At 70.7% G+C, this 15,406-nt stretch carries 12 protein-coding genes; 5 read left to right on the top strand and 7 right to left on the bottom strand.

Translation table 11 applies throughout. The annotated features are described in order from the left end of the window. Positions 1 to 13 precede the first annotated feature (13 nt). Both ABIC30_RS14630 and ABIC30_RS14625 read right to left on the bottom strand, forming a co-directional pair. The gene (locus ABIC30_RS14630) at positions 14 to 1,288 is read right to left on the bottom strand and encodes an O-antigen ligase family protein (RefSeq protein ID WP_354455558.1); all 1,275 of its coding nucleotides are present in this window, start codon (positions 1,286 to 1,288) and stop codon (positions 14 to 16) included. A 109-nt stretch (positions 1,289 to 1,397) separates the two neighbouring features. After that, positions 1,398 to 2,405: a CobW family GTP-binding protein gene (locus ABIC30_RS14625; RefSeq protein ID WP_354455556.1), complete on the bottom strand. Its 1,008-nt coding sequence runs from the start codon at positions 2,403 to 2,405 to the stop codon at positions 1,398 to 1,400. A 293-nt stretch (positions 2,406 to 2,698) separates the two neighbouring features. On the opposite strand from ABIC30_RS14625, the gene ABIC30_RS14620 reads away from it, so the two are divergent. The 3 genes from ABIC30_RS14620 (at position 2,699) to ABIC30_RS14610 (ending at position 8,861) form a co-directional block, all read left to right on the top strand. Further along, entirely contained in the window at positions 2,699 to 4,021 is a 1,323-nt protein-coding gene (locus ABIC30_RS14620; protein ID WP_091679652.1) for an efflux RND transporter periplasmic adaptor subunit, read from the top strand. Between the two features lie 11 nt (positions 4,022 to 4,032). Then, positions 4,033 to 7,182, top strand: coding sequence for an efflux RND transporter permease subunit (locus tag ABIC30_RS14615; protein WP_020092674.1), 3,150 nt, complete (start codon positions 4,033 to 4,035; stop codon positions 7,180 to 7,182). Between the two features lie 143 nt (positions 7,183 to 7,325). Next, the gene (locus ABIC30_RS14610; protein ID WP_020092675.1) at positions 7,326 to 8,861 is read left to right on the top strand and encodes an efflux transporter outer membrane subunit; all 1,536 of its coding nucleotides are present in this window, start codon (positions 7,326 to 7,328) and stop codon (positions 8,859 to 8,861) included. 10 nt (positions 8,862 to 8,871) lie between these two features. Here the strand turns inward: ABIC30_RS14610 and ABIC30_RS14605 are convergent, their stop codons facing one another. The 4 genes from ABIC30_RS14605 to ABIC30_RS14590 all read right to left on the bottom strand — a co-directional run bounded on the left by ABIC30_RS14605 (position 8,872) and on the right by ABIC30_RS14590 (position 13,049). Then, entirely contained in the window at positions 8,872 to 9,663 is a 792-nt protein-coding gene (locus ABIC30_RS14605) for a flagellar hook basal-body protein (RefSeq protein WP_020092676.1), read from the bottom strand. A gap of 136 nt (positions 9,664 to 9,799) precedes the next feature. Next, complete coding sequence (locus ABIC30_RS14600) at positions 9,800 to 10,282, bottom strand: secondary thiamine-phosphate synthase enzyme YjbQ (protein WP_020092677.1); 483 nt, start codon at positions 10,280 to 10,282, stop codon at positions 9,800 to 9,802. Further along, positions 10,279 to 11,997 (bottom strand): cisplatin damage response ATP-dependent DNA ligase, encoded by a 1,719-nt coding sequence (locus ABIC30_RS14595; RefSeq protein ID WP_132367148.1) that lies wholly within the window; start codon positions 11,995 to 11,997, stop codon positions 10,279 to 10,281. Before ABIC30_RS14595 ends, ABIC30_RS14600 begins: the two co-directional genes overlap by 4 nt. Further along, the gene (locus tag ABIC30_RS14590; RefSeq protein ID WP_354455552.1) at positions 11,994 to 13,049 is read right to left on the bottom strand and encodes a ligase-associated DNA damage response exonuclease; all 1,056 of its coding nucleotides are present in this window, start codon (positions 13,047 to 13,049) and stop codon (positions 11,994 to 11,996) included. Before ABIC30_RS14590 ends, ABIC30_RS14595 begins: the two co-directional genes overlap by 4 nt. Positions 13,050 to 13,117: 68 nt before the next feature. On the opposite strand from ABIC30_RS14590, the gene ABIC30_RS14585 reads away from it, so the two are divergent. After that, entirely contained in the window at positions 13,118 to 14,065 is a 948-nt protein-coding gene (locus ABIC30_RS14585; RefSeq protein WP_354455550.1) for a class I SAM-dependent DNA methyltransferase, read from the top strand. A gap of 69 nt (positions 14,066 to 14,134) precedes the next feature. After that, the gene (locus tag ABIC30_RS14580; protein ID WP_056525824.1) at positions 14,135 to 14,929 is read left to right on the top strand and encodes a YoaK family protein; all 795 of its coding nucleotides are present in this window, start codon (positions 14,135 to 14,137) and stop codon (positions 14,927 to 14,929) included. A gap of 24 nt (positions 14,930 to 14,953) precedes the next feature. On the opposite strand, the gene arfB is transcribed toward ABIC30_RS14580, so the two are convergent. Next, the gene (gene arfB / locus ABIC30_RS14575) at positions 14,954 to 15,385 is read right to left on the bottom strand and encodes an alternative ribosome rescue aminoacyl-tRNA hydrolase ArfB (protein WP_056525821.1); all 432 of its coding nucleotides are present in this window, start codon (positions 15,383 to 15,385) and stop codon (positions 14,954 to 14,956) included. Between the last annotated feature and the right edge of the window lie 21 nt (positions 15,386 to 15,406).

Here is a 15,406-nt window from a genome sequence, read left to right as displayed (position 1 = left end):
AGCGATGCCGCGCCTAGCGCCGCGTTTCAAGCGCGCCCGCCTGCGGCCGCGTGCCCATGCGCAACCGCGCGGCCTCCAGCGCCCAGACCATGCCCAGCATCATGTAGACGTGGCGCCACTTCTCGATGTCGATCTGGACGGCCTGCAGGAAGAACATCAGCAGCGCCGGCCAGACGATCTGGGCGTGCGCCCGGACCGGCGACGGCCGCGCCAGGAGCCGGAAGCCGACGAGGCCGGTCGCCACCACGAGGCCGATGAACACGGCCCCGCCGAGCCAGCCGCCGTTGGCGAAGGAGCCGATGTAGGAATTGTGCGGTTCGAGCCCGAAGATCAGCCGCCAGTGCATCGGCCCCATCCCGAACGGCCGCTCCAGCAGCATGGCGAAGCCGCGGATCTGGTTGCCGAAGCGGCCGGTCTCGCCCTGGTCGTAGTCCTGGGTCAGGGCCGCCCGGGTCTCAAACATCTTGTGGACGTGGTCGACCGAGAGCAGCCCGATCACCGCGACGGTGCCGAGAACGATGGTCGCCAGGGTCAGGAGCACGATGCGGCGGCGCAGGCGCGGGGAGTCGCTGCCGGCGTAGACCGATCCCACCATCAGCAGCACCGCGACGGCGCTCCCGCCCCAGGACCCGCGCGAGAACGACAGGAAGATGCCGGCCACGATGATCAGCAGGCCGGCGAGGGACACGAGCGGCCGGCGCGTGGAGCCGGTGAGCAGGCCGTGCATCAGGTAGAGCGCGCCGAGCGTCAGGAACGAGCCGAAGACGTTCGGGTCCTGGAACGTGCCCGAGGCCCGGTCGTACTTGTAGAACAGGTCCTCGATCCCGAGCCATTGCAGGTAACCGACGATGCCCAGCGCCGCCGAGAACACGCAGCTCGCCGTGTAGGCCTTGAGCGCCAGCTCCATCCGGGCGTGCGTGTCGTCAGCGAAGAACATCGCGAAGAAGATGCAGGTGATCGAGAGATAGACCAGCTGCACCGTCCAGGTGACCGGGAACTCCTCGTTCAGGTAGGGCAGCAGCGCGGTGACGATGCCCGCGAGGTAGAGGAGCAGGAGCGCCACCAGGGGCACCGCCCCGCGGTGCAGCCGGACGCCGAGGCAGAGCCAGAGCAGGATCGTGGGGATCGCGACCGCGTCGTAGGGCGAGGTCTCCGAGAAGGCGAAGCAGGCGAAGAAGATGAACGCCGCGAACAGCGCCTTGGCCAGCCCCTCGACGGCCGCGATGAGCGGGATTCCGCCCGCCGACCCGGACGGGACCGGGCCTGCGGGCGCTGCGGTGTGGGCCATGGATACGCGGGCTCCGCGGGCCGGTTACGCGGGCCCGCGCCGTCCGTGATGCCACGGAAACGTTGAGAATCGCCTTCCCGGCGCGGGGCGCCGGGGAGGCGGCGCCCGTTCAGGCGCGGCAGGCCTCGAAGCCCTCCTTGATCGCCGCCGGATCGAGGTTGCGGCCGATGAAGACCACCCGGGAGACCCGCTCCTCGTCCTTGCCCCAGTCGCCCTGCACGTCGCCGTCGAGGATCATGTGCACGCCCTGGAAGACGAAGCGCTTCGGCTCGTCGGGGAAGGCCACGATCCCCTTGCACCGCAGGATATCCGGACCCTGCGACTGGGTCAGGTTCGAGATCCACGGCATGAATTTGTCCGGGTCGACCGCGCCCTCGATCTTGGCCGAGATCGAGCGGATGTCGGAATCGTGATGGTGGTGGTGCCCCGCCTCGAGGAAGTCGGGCTCGACGTCGAGGATGCGGTCGAGGTCGAAGGCGTTGCGCTCGAGGACCGCGTCGAGGGGCACGGCGCAGTTCTGCGTGCGGTGGAGCTTGGCCAGCGGGTTGATCGTGCGGATCTCGGCCTCGACGCGGTCGAGGTCGGCCGGGGAGACGAGGTCGCTCTTATTGAGCAGGATCACGTCCGCGAAGGCGATCTGGTTCTTCGCCTCCGGCGCGTCCTTCAGGCGGTCGGACAGCCACTTGGCGTCGGCCACCGTCACCACGGCGTCGAGGCGGGCGGCCTCGCCGACATCCTGGTCGACGAAGAAGGTCTGCGCCACGGGGGCCGGGTCGGCGAGGCCGGTCGTCTCGACGATGATCGCGTCGAACTTGCCCCGGCGCTTCACCAGCCCGTCCATGATCCGGATCAGGTCGCCGCGCACCGTGCAGCAGACGCAGCCGTTGTTCATCTCGAACACCTCCTCGTCCGCGCCGACGACGAGGTCGTTGTCGATGCCGATCTCGCCGAACTCGTTGACGATCACGGCGTAGCGCTTGCCGTGGTTCTCGGTGAGGATCCGGTTGAGGAGCGTGGTCTTGCCCGCGCCGAGGTAGCCGGTGAGCACGGTGACCGGGATCTTGCCGGAGGCGGAACCGGGAGCGGCCGGGGCGGAAGCGTTGCTCGTATCGGACATGACGGCTTCTTCGGTGACGGGTGCGGGATCGCGCGGGCCTGGACCCACGAGCGTTGTCATATTGTAACAAATCCCGTCAAAGGAAGACGGGGCCACACGGTTTCGCGACCGAGGCGCCGGATCGATTGCCTGTCGGACAAGCTTTGCTCTAGGCACGCCGTACCGCCCGAATCTTCCCGCGGCGCGCCATAGAAAAGCACCAGCGACCGCATTGATGTAGGCGTCGTCCGGGCACGTATCGTACTCTCGTCACCCAGCCCGGACTCTCGGTCCGGACCTAGAAGATCATCCGCATGGACGCCCGAAATCCGCTGGACCAGGACGAGGCCGTCGCCGTCCCCGCGCGCGGGCGCCGGTGGCCCGGCCTGCTGATCGCCGCCGTCCTGCTCGCGGCCGCCCTGGGCGCCGCCATCGCGTTTCCCGACCGGACCCGCGAGGCCGCCGCGCACCTCGTCGCGGCCGTGACCGGGCTGTTCGCCCCGGGCAACCCCGACCCGGGCATCGACGTGGAGAAGGCCGGCCCGGTGGAGCGGGTGTTCCGGCCCTCCAAGGAACAGCGGGCCGCCTTCGAGATCCTGCCGGTCGCCAACCTCGTATTCCGGCCCGAGGGCTCGGCCGAGGGACGGATCGCCCTCAACGAGGACGACAACGTCCCGGTGGTCTCGCCCTATGCCGGCCGGGTGACGAAGGTCCTGGTCCGCGCCGGCGACGACGTGAAGGCCGGCGACGTGCTGCTGACGCTCGAGGCCACCGACATGGTCCAGGCGCAGAACGACTATCAGGCGGCCGTGAACAACCTCCAGAAGCAGCAGGCGCTCCTGAAGCTCGACCAGACCATCGCGCAGCGCCAGCAGGAGCTGTTCCAGGCCCGCGCGACGGCACTGAAGGACTACCAGTCGGCCCAGAACGACGTCATCGCCGCCCAGAGCGACCTGAAGACCGCCGAGGGCGCCCTCGACGCGGTGCGGAGCCGCCTGCGCCTGCTGGGCAAGACCGACGCCGAGATCGCCGCCTTCGAGAAGAACGGCACGATGAGCGCCGAGACGCAGATCCGGGCGCCGATCGCCGGCACGATCGTCCAGCGCAAGGTCGGCATCGGACAGTACCTCTCGGCCTCCAGCGACCCGGTCTTCGTGATCGGCGACCTGTCGACGGTCTGGCTCGTGGCCAACGTCCGCGAGAGCGAGATCCCCAAGATCCGCATCGGCCAGGAGGTCGAGGCGAAGGTGGCGGGCTTCGGCGCGCGGGTGTTCAAGGCCCGGGTGAACTACATGGCCTCCAGCCTCGACCCGGCGACGCGGCGCCTCGCGGTGCGCAGCGAGGTCGACAACCCGGACCGGGTGCTGCGCCCGGAGATGTTCGCCACCTACACGATCATCACCGGCAAGGGTGAGCCGAGCCCGAGCGTGCCGGTGGCCGCCATCGTGTACGAGGGCGACCGCACCCACGTCTGGGTGGCGCGGCCCGACGGCGCCGTGGAGGCGCGCGACATCAAGCTCGGCCTGATCAACGGCGACAACGCCCAGGTCGTCCAGGGCCTGAGCGCGGGCGAGCAGGTCGTCACGCGCGGGGCCCTGTTCATCGACCGGGCGGCCACCGGCGACAAGGCGTCCTGAGCGGGGATCCGATGAACGCCCTGATCGCCTTCTCGCTGCGCCAGCGCGTGCTGGTGGTGCTGCTGTTCGTCGTGATGCTCGGCGTCGGCTACGGCGCCTACACGCAGCTCAACATCGAGGCCTACCCGGATCCGGTCCCGCCGCTCGTCGACGTGATCACCCAGAATCCGGGCCAGTCGGCCGACGAGATCGAGCGCTACATCACCATCCCCCTGGAGGTGGCGCTCGCCGGCATCCCGAACGCCCAGGTGGTCCGGACGATCTCGCTGTTCGGCCTCTCGGACGTGAAGGTCCAGTTCAACTACGAGTACACGTACGAGCAGGCGCTGCAGCGGGTGCTCAACCGCCTGTCGCAGGCGCCGACCCTGCCCAACGGCGCCACGCCGCAGATCTCGCCGACGAGCCCGGTGGGCGAGATCATGCGCTACAAGCTCGTCGGCCCGGCGGGCTACTCGCCCATGGACATGAAGACCTTGCAGGACTGGGTGCTGCAGCGCCGGTTCAAGGCGATCCCCGGCGTCGTCGACGTCACGGCCTTCGGCGGGAAGGCGAAGGAGTACGAGGTCGCGGTCGACCTGAATCGCCTCCAGGCCCAGGGCCTGACCCTGGTGCAGCTGACCAACGCACTGAACAACGCCTCGATCAACGTCGGCGGCCAGACGCTGAACGTCGGGCAGCAATCGGCGGTGGTGCGCGGCATCGGCCTGATCCGCGACATGGACGACATTCGCGACACGATGATCAGCCTCGTCAACGGCACCCCGGTGCTGGTGCGAGACGTGGCGGAGGTGCGCGTGTCGAACGCCCCGCGCCTCGGCATCGTCGGCCACGACAACCAGCCCGACATCGTCGAGGGCATCGTGCTCATGACCCGCGGCGGCAAGAGCCTGCCGACGCTGGAGCGGGTCGAGGCCGAGATCGACAAGATCAACAGCTCCACGATCCTGCCGCCCGACGTGAAGATCGAGCGGATCTACGACCGCTCGGGCCTGATCCACACCACCACCCACACGGTGATGCACAACCTCGTTTTCGGCGTGGTGCTGGTCTTCGTGGTGCAGTGGCTGTTCCTCGGCTCGCTCACGAGCGCGATCATCGTGGCGGCCACGATCCCGTTCGCGCTCGGCTTCGCGATCCTGATCCTGGTGGTGCGCGGCGACTCGGCCAACCTGCTGTCGCTCGGCGCGATCGATTTCGGCCTGATCGTCGACGCGACCGTGATCATGGTGGAGAACGTCTTCCGCCACATCGCCGAGCCCGATCACGTGAAGGGCGAGGATCCGCCCGACGGCCTCACCGGGCGGCTCGGCACGATCGCGATCGCCGGGCGCGAGGTGAACCGGGCGATCTTCTTCTCGGCGACGATCATCATCGTCGGCTTCCTGCCGCTGTTCACGATGACCGGCGTCGAGGGCCACATCTTCGGCCCGATGGCCAAGACCTACGCGTACGCGCTGCTCGGCGGCCTGCTGGCGACCTTCACCGTCTCGCCCGCGCTCTCGGCCCTCATGCTGCCGAAGAAGCTCGAGGAGCGCGACACCCTGATCGTGCGGGTGCTGCGCGTCGGCCACGAGGCGGCCCTGCGCTTCGGCCTGCGCAACCGGATCCTGGCGGTCGCCGTGATGCTGGCGGTTCTGCTGGTCTCGGGCCTCACGGCCCGCAACCTCGGCCTCGAATTCCTGCCGCGTCTCGAGGAGGGCAACCTCTACGTGCGCGGGACGATGCCGTCCTCGATCTCGCTGGAGGCCGGCAACGCCTACGTCCAGCGCATGCGCAAGATCTTCCAGGAGGTCCCGGAGGTCACCACCGTCCTGTCGCACCAGGGCCGCCCGAACGACGGCACCGACGCCACGGGATTCTTCAACGTCGAGATCCTGGCGCCGCTCAAGCCCATCGACCAGTGGCGCAAGGGCCTCGACAAGGAGACGCTGATCCAGGACCTCAGCAAGAAGCTGGAGGCAGAATTCCCCGGTATCGAGTTCAACTTCTCACAGTATATCGAGGACAACGTCCAGGAGGCCGCCTCGGGCGTGAAGGGCGAGAACTCGGTCAAGATCTACGGCAACGACCTCGCGCAGCTCACCAAGACCGCCAACGCCGTCAAGGCCGCGCTCGCCACCGTCCCCGGCGTCACCGACCTGTCGGTGTTCGAATCCCTCGGCCAGCCGACGGTGCGGATCGACGTCGACCGCCACAAGGCCGCCCGCTACGGCCTCTCGATCGGCGACGTGAACACCACGATCCAGGCGGCGATCGGCGGCCAGACCGCGGGCGACCTCTACGAGTACGGCTCGGACCGGCACTTCCCGATGCGGGTGCGGCTCGCCAAGGAGTACCGCTCCTCGCTCGCCGGCATCCGCAACATCGCGGTCGGCGCCCAGAACCCCAACGGCGGCGTGATCCAGGTGCCGCTCTCCGAGATCGCCGACGTCGACCTCGTCTCCGGCGCCTCGTTCATCTACCGCGAGGACCAGCAGCGCTACATCCCGGTGAAGTTCTCGGTGCGCGGCCGCGACCTCGGCAGCGCCGTGCTCGAGGCCCAGCGCAAGGTCGCCGACGCGGTCGACCTCCCGCCAGGCTACCGGCTGGAATGGGTCGGCCAGTTCACCAACCTGAAGGAGGCGGCCGCCCGCCTCAGCCTCGTGGTGCCGATCACGCTGCTGCTGATCGCGCTGCTCCTCTACATCAACTTCTCATCGGTGGCCGACATGCTGCTGACCCTGTCGGTCATCCCGATGGCGATGATCGGCGGCATTTTCGCCCTGGCGCTGACCGGCACGCCGTTCTCGATCTCGGCGGCGATCGGCTTCATCGCGCTGTTCGGGATCTCGACCATGGAGGGCGTGATCCTGCTCGCCTACTACAACCAGCTGCTCGACGAGGGCTGGAAGCGGCAGGAGGCGGTCTGGCACGCCGCCGTGGTCCGCATGCGCCCGGTGATGATGACCTGCGTGGCGGCCTGCGTCGGCCTGCTGCCGGCCGCGGTCTCCACCGGCATCGGCTCGCAGGTGCAGAAGCCGCTGGCGCTCGTGGTGGTGGGCGGCATCATCCTGGCGCCGAACCTGATCCTCGTGATCGTCCCGGTGCTGATCTCACTGTTCTCCCGACGCCGCCCGAACCCGGACGCCCAGGCGCGGCCCGCGCACCGGGCCGCCGCGTGAGCCGGCTCACGACCACGCGGGCCGGCGCGCGGCCCGTTGCAGGGGGGCCACAACGGCCGCGCCGCGCGCGCCGCCCGGGGATGGTCGGATTGACTTGGCAGCGGGTCGCGCCGCTCTACCGAGGTGAGGTTTTCGGGGGCGGGATGGTGAGCTTTGCGCCGAGACGGTGCGGACGGGCGACCGCGTGGCTGGCGGCCTCCCTGGGCCTGTCGGCCTGCGCGGTCGGCCCGAACTTCGTGGCGCCCGAGGCTCCGCCGGTCGGCCGTTACACCAAGGAGCCGCTGCAGAACCCCTCCGCGGCCGACAACATCCGGACCCGGCAGGGCGGCTCGGCCGACCAGAGCTTCGTGTCCGGCGCCGACATCCCGGGCGAGTGGTGGAGGCTGTTCCACTCGAAGGCCCTGAACCGCGTCGTCGAGCAGGCGCTCGCCAACAACCCAACGCTGGAGGCCGCGCAGGCCTCCCTGCGGGTGGCGCAGCAGAACGTGCTGGCCCAGAAGGGCACCCTCTACCCGAGCCTGACCGCGACGCCGCAGGTCCAGGGGGCGCTGGCGCCCGGCCTCGACCTGCAATCGCCCCTCAACAATCAGAGCCGGTACCTCTACAGCCTGTCCACGCCGCAGGCGGTGGTCTCGTACAATCCCGACGTGTTCGGCGGGAATCGCCGGCAGATCGAGTCGCTGGAGGCCACCACCGAGAACCAGCGCTTCCAGCTGGAGGCGGCCTACCTGAGCCTGACCGCCAACGTCGTCGCCGCCGCGATCCAGGAAGCGTCCCTGCGCGCGCAGATCGACGCGACCCGCAAGGTGATCCAGGCGCAGACCGAGGTCCTGCAGCTCTACAACAAGCAGCTCTCGCTGGGTCAGATCGCCGGGGCCGACGTGGTGCAGCAGCAGGCCGCGCTGGCGCTGTCACAGCAGCTCCTGCCGCCGCTGGAGAAGGCGCTCGCCCAGCAGCGCAACCTGCTGACCGCCCTGGTGGGGCGCCTGCCCTCCGACGAGGTCTCCGAGACCTTCGACCTCGCCGCCCTGCGCCTGCCGACCCGGCTCCCGGTGAGCCTGCCCTCGCGGCTCGTGCAGCAGCGCCCCGACGTGAAGGCGGCGGAGGCCCTGGTGCAGCAGGCGAGTGCCAATGTCGGCGTCGCGGTGGCGAACCGCCTGCCGCAGTTCAGCCTGACCGCCACGGGCGGCTCCAGCGCCACGCGGATCGCCCAGATCGCCAATCCGGGCGCGGCGTTCTTCACGATCATCGGGCAGGCGACGGCGCCGATCTTCGATGCCGGCACCCTGTTCCGGCGCCAGCAGGCCGCCGAGGAATCGCTGACGGAGGCGCAGGCGCAGTACAAGGCGACGGTGATCACCGCCTTCCAGAACGTCGCGGACGCGCTGCGCGCGCTCCAGGCCGACGCGAAGGCCGTGGCCGCCGCCGACGCAGCGGTGAGCGCCACGAACCAGAGCCTCGCGCTGATCCGCAAGCAGTACACGGCCGGGGCGATCACCTCCTCGCAGGTGCTGATCGCCCAGCAGGGCTACCTCTCGGCGCTGGTGACCTCGGCGGCGGCGCGCGCCACCCAGTACGCCGACACCGCCGCGCTGTTCGTGGCCCTCGGCGGCGGCTGGTGGAACCGCGCCGACGTGGCGCCGCCCCCACCCGAGAAGGACCCGCTGAAGTTCCTCTGACGGGGCCGCCTCAGGTGTACATCGCGATGGCGTCCTGCAGCATCTGGTCAGTGGTGCTCATGACCTTGGTGTTGGCCGTGTAGGCCTGCTGGGTCTCGATCATCTTCGAGAACTGATCCGAGATCCCGGCATTGGACTGCTCCACCGAGCCGGCCGTGATGGTCGCGCCGTTGAGGCCGTAGCTCGGCGTCCCGGACTGGCCGGTGGCCACGTAAGTGCCGCCATCGAGCGAGGCGAGGTTGTCCTGCATGCCGAACTGCGCCAGCTGCAGCGTGCCGAGGGCCAGGGTGCTGCCGTCCGCGGCCGTGCCCGTGAGGGTGCCGGCGGGCGAGACCGCGAGGCTCGCCAGGGTGCTCGCCCCGGTCGGAACCTGGACGGGGGTCGTCGCCGAGGGGCCGGCGAACAGGTAGTAGCCCGCGCCGTTCGCGAGATAGCCGCTGGCGTCCGGAGCGAAGTCGCCGCGCCGCGTGTAGCCGGTGTCGCCGGCGAAGGCCGGGCTGTCCGGCGTCCCGGTGTTCTTCTTGACGACGAAGTAGCCGTTGCCCGAGATCGCGAGGTTGGTCGCCACACCGGTCGACTGCATCGTGCCCTGGATGTTGAGGCTGTTGCGCGTGCTCGGCAGCACGCCGCCGGTCAGCTGCGTGCCGTCCCGGGTCTCGGCCAGCATGTCGGCGAACCGCGTCTCGGTGGACTTGAAGCCCACCGTCTGGGTGTTGGCGATGTTCCCCGAGATATTGTTCAGGGCCAGCGACTGCGCCGAGGCGCCGGAAATCGAGTTCGAGAGCGCGGTGTAAAGGCCCATCGGGGTCTCCGTTCGCCGGAGCGGCACGGTCCCCGATCCGACGGAAGCCGATAAGGACCCACTATGGTTAACCGACGGTGTGTGACCGCATGTTGCTGAGCCGGCCCGCGCCGCCCGCGCGACGCCGGCGGACGCGTCACGCCCCGAGGGCGCTCAGCACGATCTCCCGCCGGTGCGGCCGGTCGCGGTGCTCGATCAGGTAGATCCCCTGCCAGGTGCCGAGCGCCAGCGCCCCGCCGACCAGCGGGATGGTCAGGGCCGAATCGGTGACCAGGGTGCGGATATGGGCCGGCATGTCGTCCGGCCCCTCGGCGCCGTGGACGTAGCCGGCGTGGCGCGGCGCGAAGCCGTCGAGCGCGGTCATCAGGTCGGTCTGGACGTCGGGATCGGCATTCTCCTGGATGGTCAGCGAGGCCGAGGTGTGCCGGCAGAACACCGTGAGGAGCCCGTCCCGGACGCCGCTGTCGCGCACGAACGCGGCCACCGCGGCGGTGAAGTCCGTGAAGCCCGGTCCCGGGGTCGCGACGGTGAGGCGCGCGCTGGCGTGACGCTCCACCGGACCGGAGGCCAGCGCCTCGACCGACCCGATCCTGCCCTCCCGTCCGTGTCCCTGCCTCATGCGGACTTCTCCATCAGCGTCGCGCCCGGCGCGATCTCGCGCTCGCCCCGGGCGAGGATCCGTTCCAGCACGTCGATCCGGTCGGCCTCCGCGGGCGGCTTGTCCCAGCGGATGCGGCTGACCCGGGGGAAGCGCATGGCCACGCCCGACTTGTGCCGGGTCGAGCGCTGCACGCCCTCGAAGGCGATCTCGAGGACGAGCCCGGCCTCGCGGCCGTGGGCGACCTCGCGCACCGGACCGAAGCGCTTGGTGGTGTTGTTGCGGACGTAGCGGTCGAGCTTGGCGAGCTCGGCGTCGGTGAAGCCGTGATAGGCCTTGCCCACCGGCACCAGCTCGTCGCCGCCCTCGGGGGCCTCCCGCCAGACGCCGAACGTGTAGTCCGAGTAGAAGGAGGAGCGCTTCCCGTGCCCGCGCTGGGCGTACATCATCACGGCGTCGACGATGTGCGGCTCGCGCTTCCACTTCCACCAGGGTCCCTTGGGGCGTCCCGGCAGGTAGGGGCTGTTGAGGCGCTTGAGCATCACGCCCTCGATGGCGTCGGCATCCGCGCCGGCGCCCACCGAGGCCGGGTCCGCCCGGGCGGCCGCCAGAGCCTCCCAGTCCGCGAAGGGCACGAGCGGCGAGATGTCGATCCGCGCGTGGTCGAGGCGCGTGACCAGCGCCTCCAGCTTCCGCCGCCGCTCCGCGAAGGGCTCTGCCCGAAGGTCGTCGCCCTCCAGGGTGAGGAGGTCGTAGGCCCGCACGTGGGCCGGGAACTCCTCCAGGAGCTTGCCCGTCACGGCCTTCCGGTTCAGGCGCTGCTGCAGCACGTTGAAGCTCTGCACCCGCCGCTCGCGGAGGATCAGCAGCTCGCCGTCGAGGGCGCCCGCGAAGGTGATGGCCTCGGCGAGGTCCGGGAACGCCCCGGTGATGTCCTCGCCGGTGCGCGAATAGACCTTCCCGACCTGCTGGCCGGCCCGGTCGAGACCGCCGACGAGCTGGACGCGGATGCCGTCCCACTTCCACTCTGCGGAGAACGCCCCGGCCTCCAGCTTCTCGAGGTCGGCCTCCTCCTCGATCGGGTGCGACAGCATCGGCGGCCGGAACGGCGCGGGGTTCAGGGTCTCGGGCCGCTCGGCCCGGCCCTCGACCCAGGCGAACAGGGTCTCGAAGGGTGGGGTCAGCCCGTGCCAGACCTCCTCGACGGCGTCGGCGTCGTGGTTGCCCAGCGCGCCCACCGCCGTCTTGGCGAGCCGCGCCGAGACGCCGACCCGCAGGTTGCCGGTGACCAGCTTCAGGAGCGCCCAGCGCCCGGTCTCGTCGAGGGCGTCGAGCCAGTCGGCAAGATGGCGGGGCAGATCGCGCTTGGGGATGGTCGCGAGGGTTTCCACGACCTCGGCCAGGGTCGGGACGTGCGGCGGCGGGTTGTTGTGGCCGGGGCCCGGTTCCCGCGGCGCTTCCGCCGGTCCCGGCCAGATCAGCGCCGTCGTCTCCGCGAGGTCGCCCACGTAATTGTGCGACAGCCGGAACAGCACCGGGTCGATCCGCTCCTCGACCAGTCCCCGGATCAGGGCCGGCTTGGCCTCGCGGAAGCTCAGCGTGCCGGTCATGGCACCGAGCGCGTAACCGCGCTCGGGATCGGGCGTGCGCGCGAAGTAGTCCTGGAGCATGCGCAGCTTGGCGTTGCGGCGCGGCTCGTAGGCGAGGCGGTCGAGCAGGTGGGCGAAGTCGTTCACGCCGCCGCCTCCGCCCCGGAGCCCGCCTCCGAGGTCCCCTCGACCTCGCCGTCATCGCCGTAGCCGAGCAGGTGGAGCGGCTTCGCCCGGATCCCCTGGGTCCCGCACCAGTGGACCAACGCGTCCTCCTGGCCGTGGGTCACCCAGACCTCCCCGGCGCCGGTGTCGCGGATGGTGCGGCCCAGGTCCGGCCAGTCGGAATGGTCGGAGATCACCAGCGGCAGCTCGACGCCCTTCTGGCGGGCGCGGGCGCGCACCCGCATCCAGCCCGAGGCGAAGCAGGTCACCGGGTCGGGAAACCTGCGGGACCACAAGTCCTGGATCGACGAGGGCGGGCAGAGCACGATCGCCCCGTGCAGGTCCTTCCGCTCGGCGGCCACGACCTTGGGCGTGTCGCCGAGCGGCACGCCCTCCTCCTTGTAGAGCGTCGTCAGCTTCTCCATGGCGCCGTGCAGGTGGATCGGGCGGTCCCAGCCCTCCTCGCGCAGGAGCGCCATCACCCGCTGCGCCTTGCCGAGCGCGTAGGCGCCCACGATGTGGGCGCGCTCCGGGAACAGCCGGACCGATTCGAGGAGCTTGCGGACCTCGCCCCGCGTGTCGGGATGGGTGAAGACCGGCAGTCCGAAGGTCGCCTCGGTGATGAACACGTCGCAGGGCACGACCTCGAAGGGCAGGCAGGTCGGGTCCGGCGCGCGCTTGTAGTCGCCCGACACCACGACCCGGACGCCGTCCCGCTCGATGGCGATCTGCGCCGACCCGAGGACGTGGCCGGCCGGGGCGAAGCGCACGGTCACGTCGCCGACGCGGAGCGCCGCGCCGAGCTGCGCCTCCTGCCGCTGGCGGCAGAAATCCGCGCCGTAGCGCACCGCCATGATCCGCAGGGTCTCGGGCGTCGCCAGCACCTGGCCGTGGCCCGCGCGGGCGTGGTCGGCGTGCCCGTGCGTGATCAGCGCGCGCTTCACGGGCCAGGTCGGATCGACGTGGAAGCGCCCGAGGGGGCAGTAGAGACCCTCGCGGGTCAGGGTGAGGAGATCGCTGGCGCGTATCGGCATCGGGTCCGTGCTGCCGGTGGAGTCCGCCGGTGGCCCCGGTATATAGGCGCCCCCGACCCGGCAGACGCATGGCCTCGCAGCTCAGTTCCGGCGACCTTCTCGCCGATCGCCGCTACCGCTACGCCGAGGCCTGCCTCGCCGAGGGCGACCACGCGGGCGCCGCCGACCTCGCCGAGCAGGTCTTGGAACGCGCCCCGCGCTACGCGCCGGCCTGGCTCCTGCTGGGCCGGGCGCGCGCGGGTCTGGCCGCCGCCGGCACCGATCCGACCTTGCGCGACGCGGCGGCGCGGGCCTTTTCCCGCGCCCTCGACATCGATCCCGAGGACCGGCTGGGCGTGCGCACGCACCTCGCCCGCCTGGGCGGCGGCGACACCCTCCCGGTCCTGTCGCCGGCCTATGTCCGCGCCCTGTTCGACGGCTACGCGCCGCGCTTCGAGCGCCACCTCGTGGACGGCCTCGGCTATGTCGGCCCGCAGCTCGTCCGCGACGCCCTGCCGCGCGTTCCGGAGCGCTTCGCGGTCGGTCTCGATCTCGGCTGCGGCACGGGGCTGATGGGTGAGGTCGTGCGCGACCGGGTCGACCATCTCACCGGGATCGACCTCTCCCCCGGGATGTTGGCGGTGGCGCGGGCCAAGACGGCGCAGGGTCGGCCGCTCTACGAGCGCCTCGTCGAGGGCGACATCGGCGCCGCCCTGGCCGACCTGCCGGAGGCGTCGGCCGACCTCTGCCTCGCCGCGGACGTCCTGATCTACGTCGCGGACCTCGCGACGTTCCTGGCGCGGGTGGGGCGGGTCCTGCGGCCGGGCGGGCTCGGTGCCGTCACGGTGCAAGCCCACGACGGCCCCGGTTCCGTCCTGGGCGAGGACGGCCGCTACGCCCACGCGGAGGCCGACATCGCGGCGAAGGCAGCCGCGTCCGGATTGGAGCTGCTGACGACGAGACCGGCGGAAGTCCGTCGCGAGGGCGGACGGCCAGTGCCGGGGCGCGTCGTTGTGTTGCGGCGCACATCGGCATGAAACCGCTCCGCTATTCGTCCATTGTCAGTCGACCGCGACTAGGCGCGGCGGCTCGATCGGGGGATCAGCATGGCGGAATACGGAAGTCGGACAGGTGGTGCAGCACCGGAGCGGAAACCTGAACCACCGGCCGACAAGTCGTTTCCCGCCGATCCGCGAACCCGCATCCCTTTCGCGATCGCCCTCGCGGCGCTCGCGGGCTGCGCCGACTCCATCGGCTTCCTGGAATTCTCGCAGCTCTTCATGTCGTTCATGTCGGGCAACACCACCCGCTTCGGCGTGGCGGTGGCCAACGCCGACTGGGAGAACGTCAGCCGCGTCGCCAGCACCATCTGCATGTTCTGCTTCGGCGCCTTCCTGGGGACGCTGATCGCCGCCTGGGTCGGGCGCTGGCGCCTCGCCGTGCTGCTGACGCTCCAGGCCCTGCTGCTCGCCGGCGGCCTGCTGATGCCCTGGGGCACCTTCGCTTACCCGCTCCACGCCTACCCGATCGTGCTGGCGCTGGGCCTTCAGAACGCGACGCTGCAGGACGAGGGCGGCCGCTCCCTGGCGCTCACCTACGTCACGGGCGCCGTGGTGCGTTTCGGCACGGGCTGCGCCAACCTGCTGCTCGGCACGGTGGCGCCGTCCTTCTGGATCCAGGCGCCGCTCTGGGCCGGGCTCAGCACCGGCGCCGTCGTCGGCGGCCTGCTCGACATGCGCTACGGCGAATCGGCCTTCCTCTTCCCGGCGGCGCTGGCCGCCATCCTGGCGATGATCGCGATCGTCCTGACCATCGCCAAGCCGGGCAGCACTCTGGTGGCGGGCTCCTCCCCGGCGCCCGACGCCAGCCCGAAGGCCGAGGTCATCGACGCGATCCACTGAGACCCGGCCGCGGCGGGATCGGGGTCAGCCGTCCGAATCCCGGACGCTGCCCCGGCCCTGCTTGATCGCGGCGCGGCTCTTCTTCGCGCCGATGCGCCGCTCCTGCGAGCCCCGGGTCGGCTTCGTGGGCCGGCGGATCGGCGGCGGCGGCTTGGCCGCCTCCGCCACCAGATCGACGAGCCGCTGCAGCACGTCGGCCCGGTTGCGCTCCTGCGTCCGGTGCCGCTGCCCGGCGAGGACGAGAACGCCGTCCTTGGTCATCCGCCGTCCGGCGAGCCGCACCAGATTGGCCCGCACCCGCTCGTCGAGGGCGGGCGAGGCCAGCGCCGCCCAGCGCAGCTGGACCGCGGTCTCGACCTTGTTGACGTTCTGTCCGCCGGCGCCCGAGGCGCGCATGAAGGACAGCTCGATCTCGTCCTCGTCGATGGCGATGCGCGGCGTTACCCGCAGGGGCATGGCACCCTCCCCGGCCGCGCG

The sequence above is a fragment of the Methylobacterium sp. 1030 genome (genome assembly GCF_040544715.1).
In the GTDB taxonomy this organism is placed as follows: Bacteria; Pseudomonadota; Alphaproteobacteria; order Rhizobiales; family Beijerinckiaceae; genus Methylobacterium.
This window is presented reverse-complemented; position numbering and strand designations above follow the sequence as displayed.

Coding starts and splice junctions, on each gene's coding strand:
- arfB (WP_056525821.1), bottom strand. CDS start 15,385: ATGCCCCTGCGGGTAACGCCGCGCATCGCCATCGACGAGGACGAGATC.
- ABIC30_RS14610 (WP_020092675.1), top strand. CDS start 7,326: ATGGTGAGCTTTGCGCCGAGACGGTGCGGACGGGCGACCGCGTGGCTG.
- ABIC30_RS14590 (WP_354455552.1), bottom strand. CDS start 13,049: ATGCCGATACGCGCCAGCGATCTCCTCACCCTGACCCGCGAGGGTCTC.
- ABIC30_RS14620 (WP_091679652.1), top strand. CDS start 2,699: ATGGACGCCCGAAATCCGCTGGACCAGGACGAGGCCGTCGCCGTCCCC.
- ABIC30_RS14585 (WP_354455550.1), top strand. CDS start 13,118: ATGGCCTCGCAGCTCAGTTCCGGCGACCTTCTCGCCGATCGCCGCTAC.
- ABIC30_RS14580 (WP_056525824.1), top strand. CDS start 14,135: ATGGCGGAATACGGAAGTCGGACAGGTGGTGCAGCACCGGAGCGGAAA.
- ABIC30_RS14615 (WP_020092674.1), top strand. CDS start 4,033: ATGAACGCCCTGATCGCCTTCTCGCTGCGCCAGCGCGTGCTGGTGGTG.
- ABIC30_RS14625 (WP_354455556.1), bottom strand. CDS start 2,405: ATGTCCGATACGAGCAACGCTTCCGCCCCGGCCGCTCCCGGTTCCGCC.
- ABIC30_RS14605 (WP_020092676.1), bottom strand. CDS start 9,663: ATGGGCCTTTACACCGCGCTCTCGAACTCGATTTCCGGCGCCTCGGCG.
- ABIC30_RS14630 (WP_354455558.1), bottom strand. CDS start 1,288: ATGGCCCACACCGCAGCGCCCGCAGGCCCGGTCCCGTCCGGGTCGGCG.
- ABIC30_RS14600 (WP_020092677.1), bottom strand. CDS start 10,282: ATGAGGCAGGGACACGGACGGGAGGGCAGGATCGGGTCGGTCGAGGCG.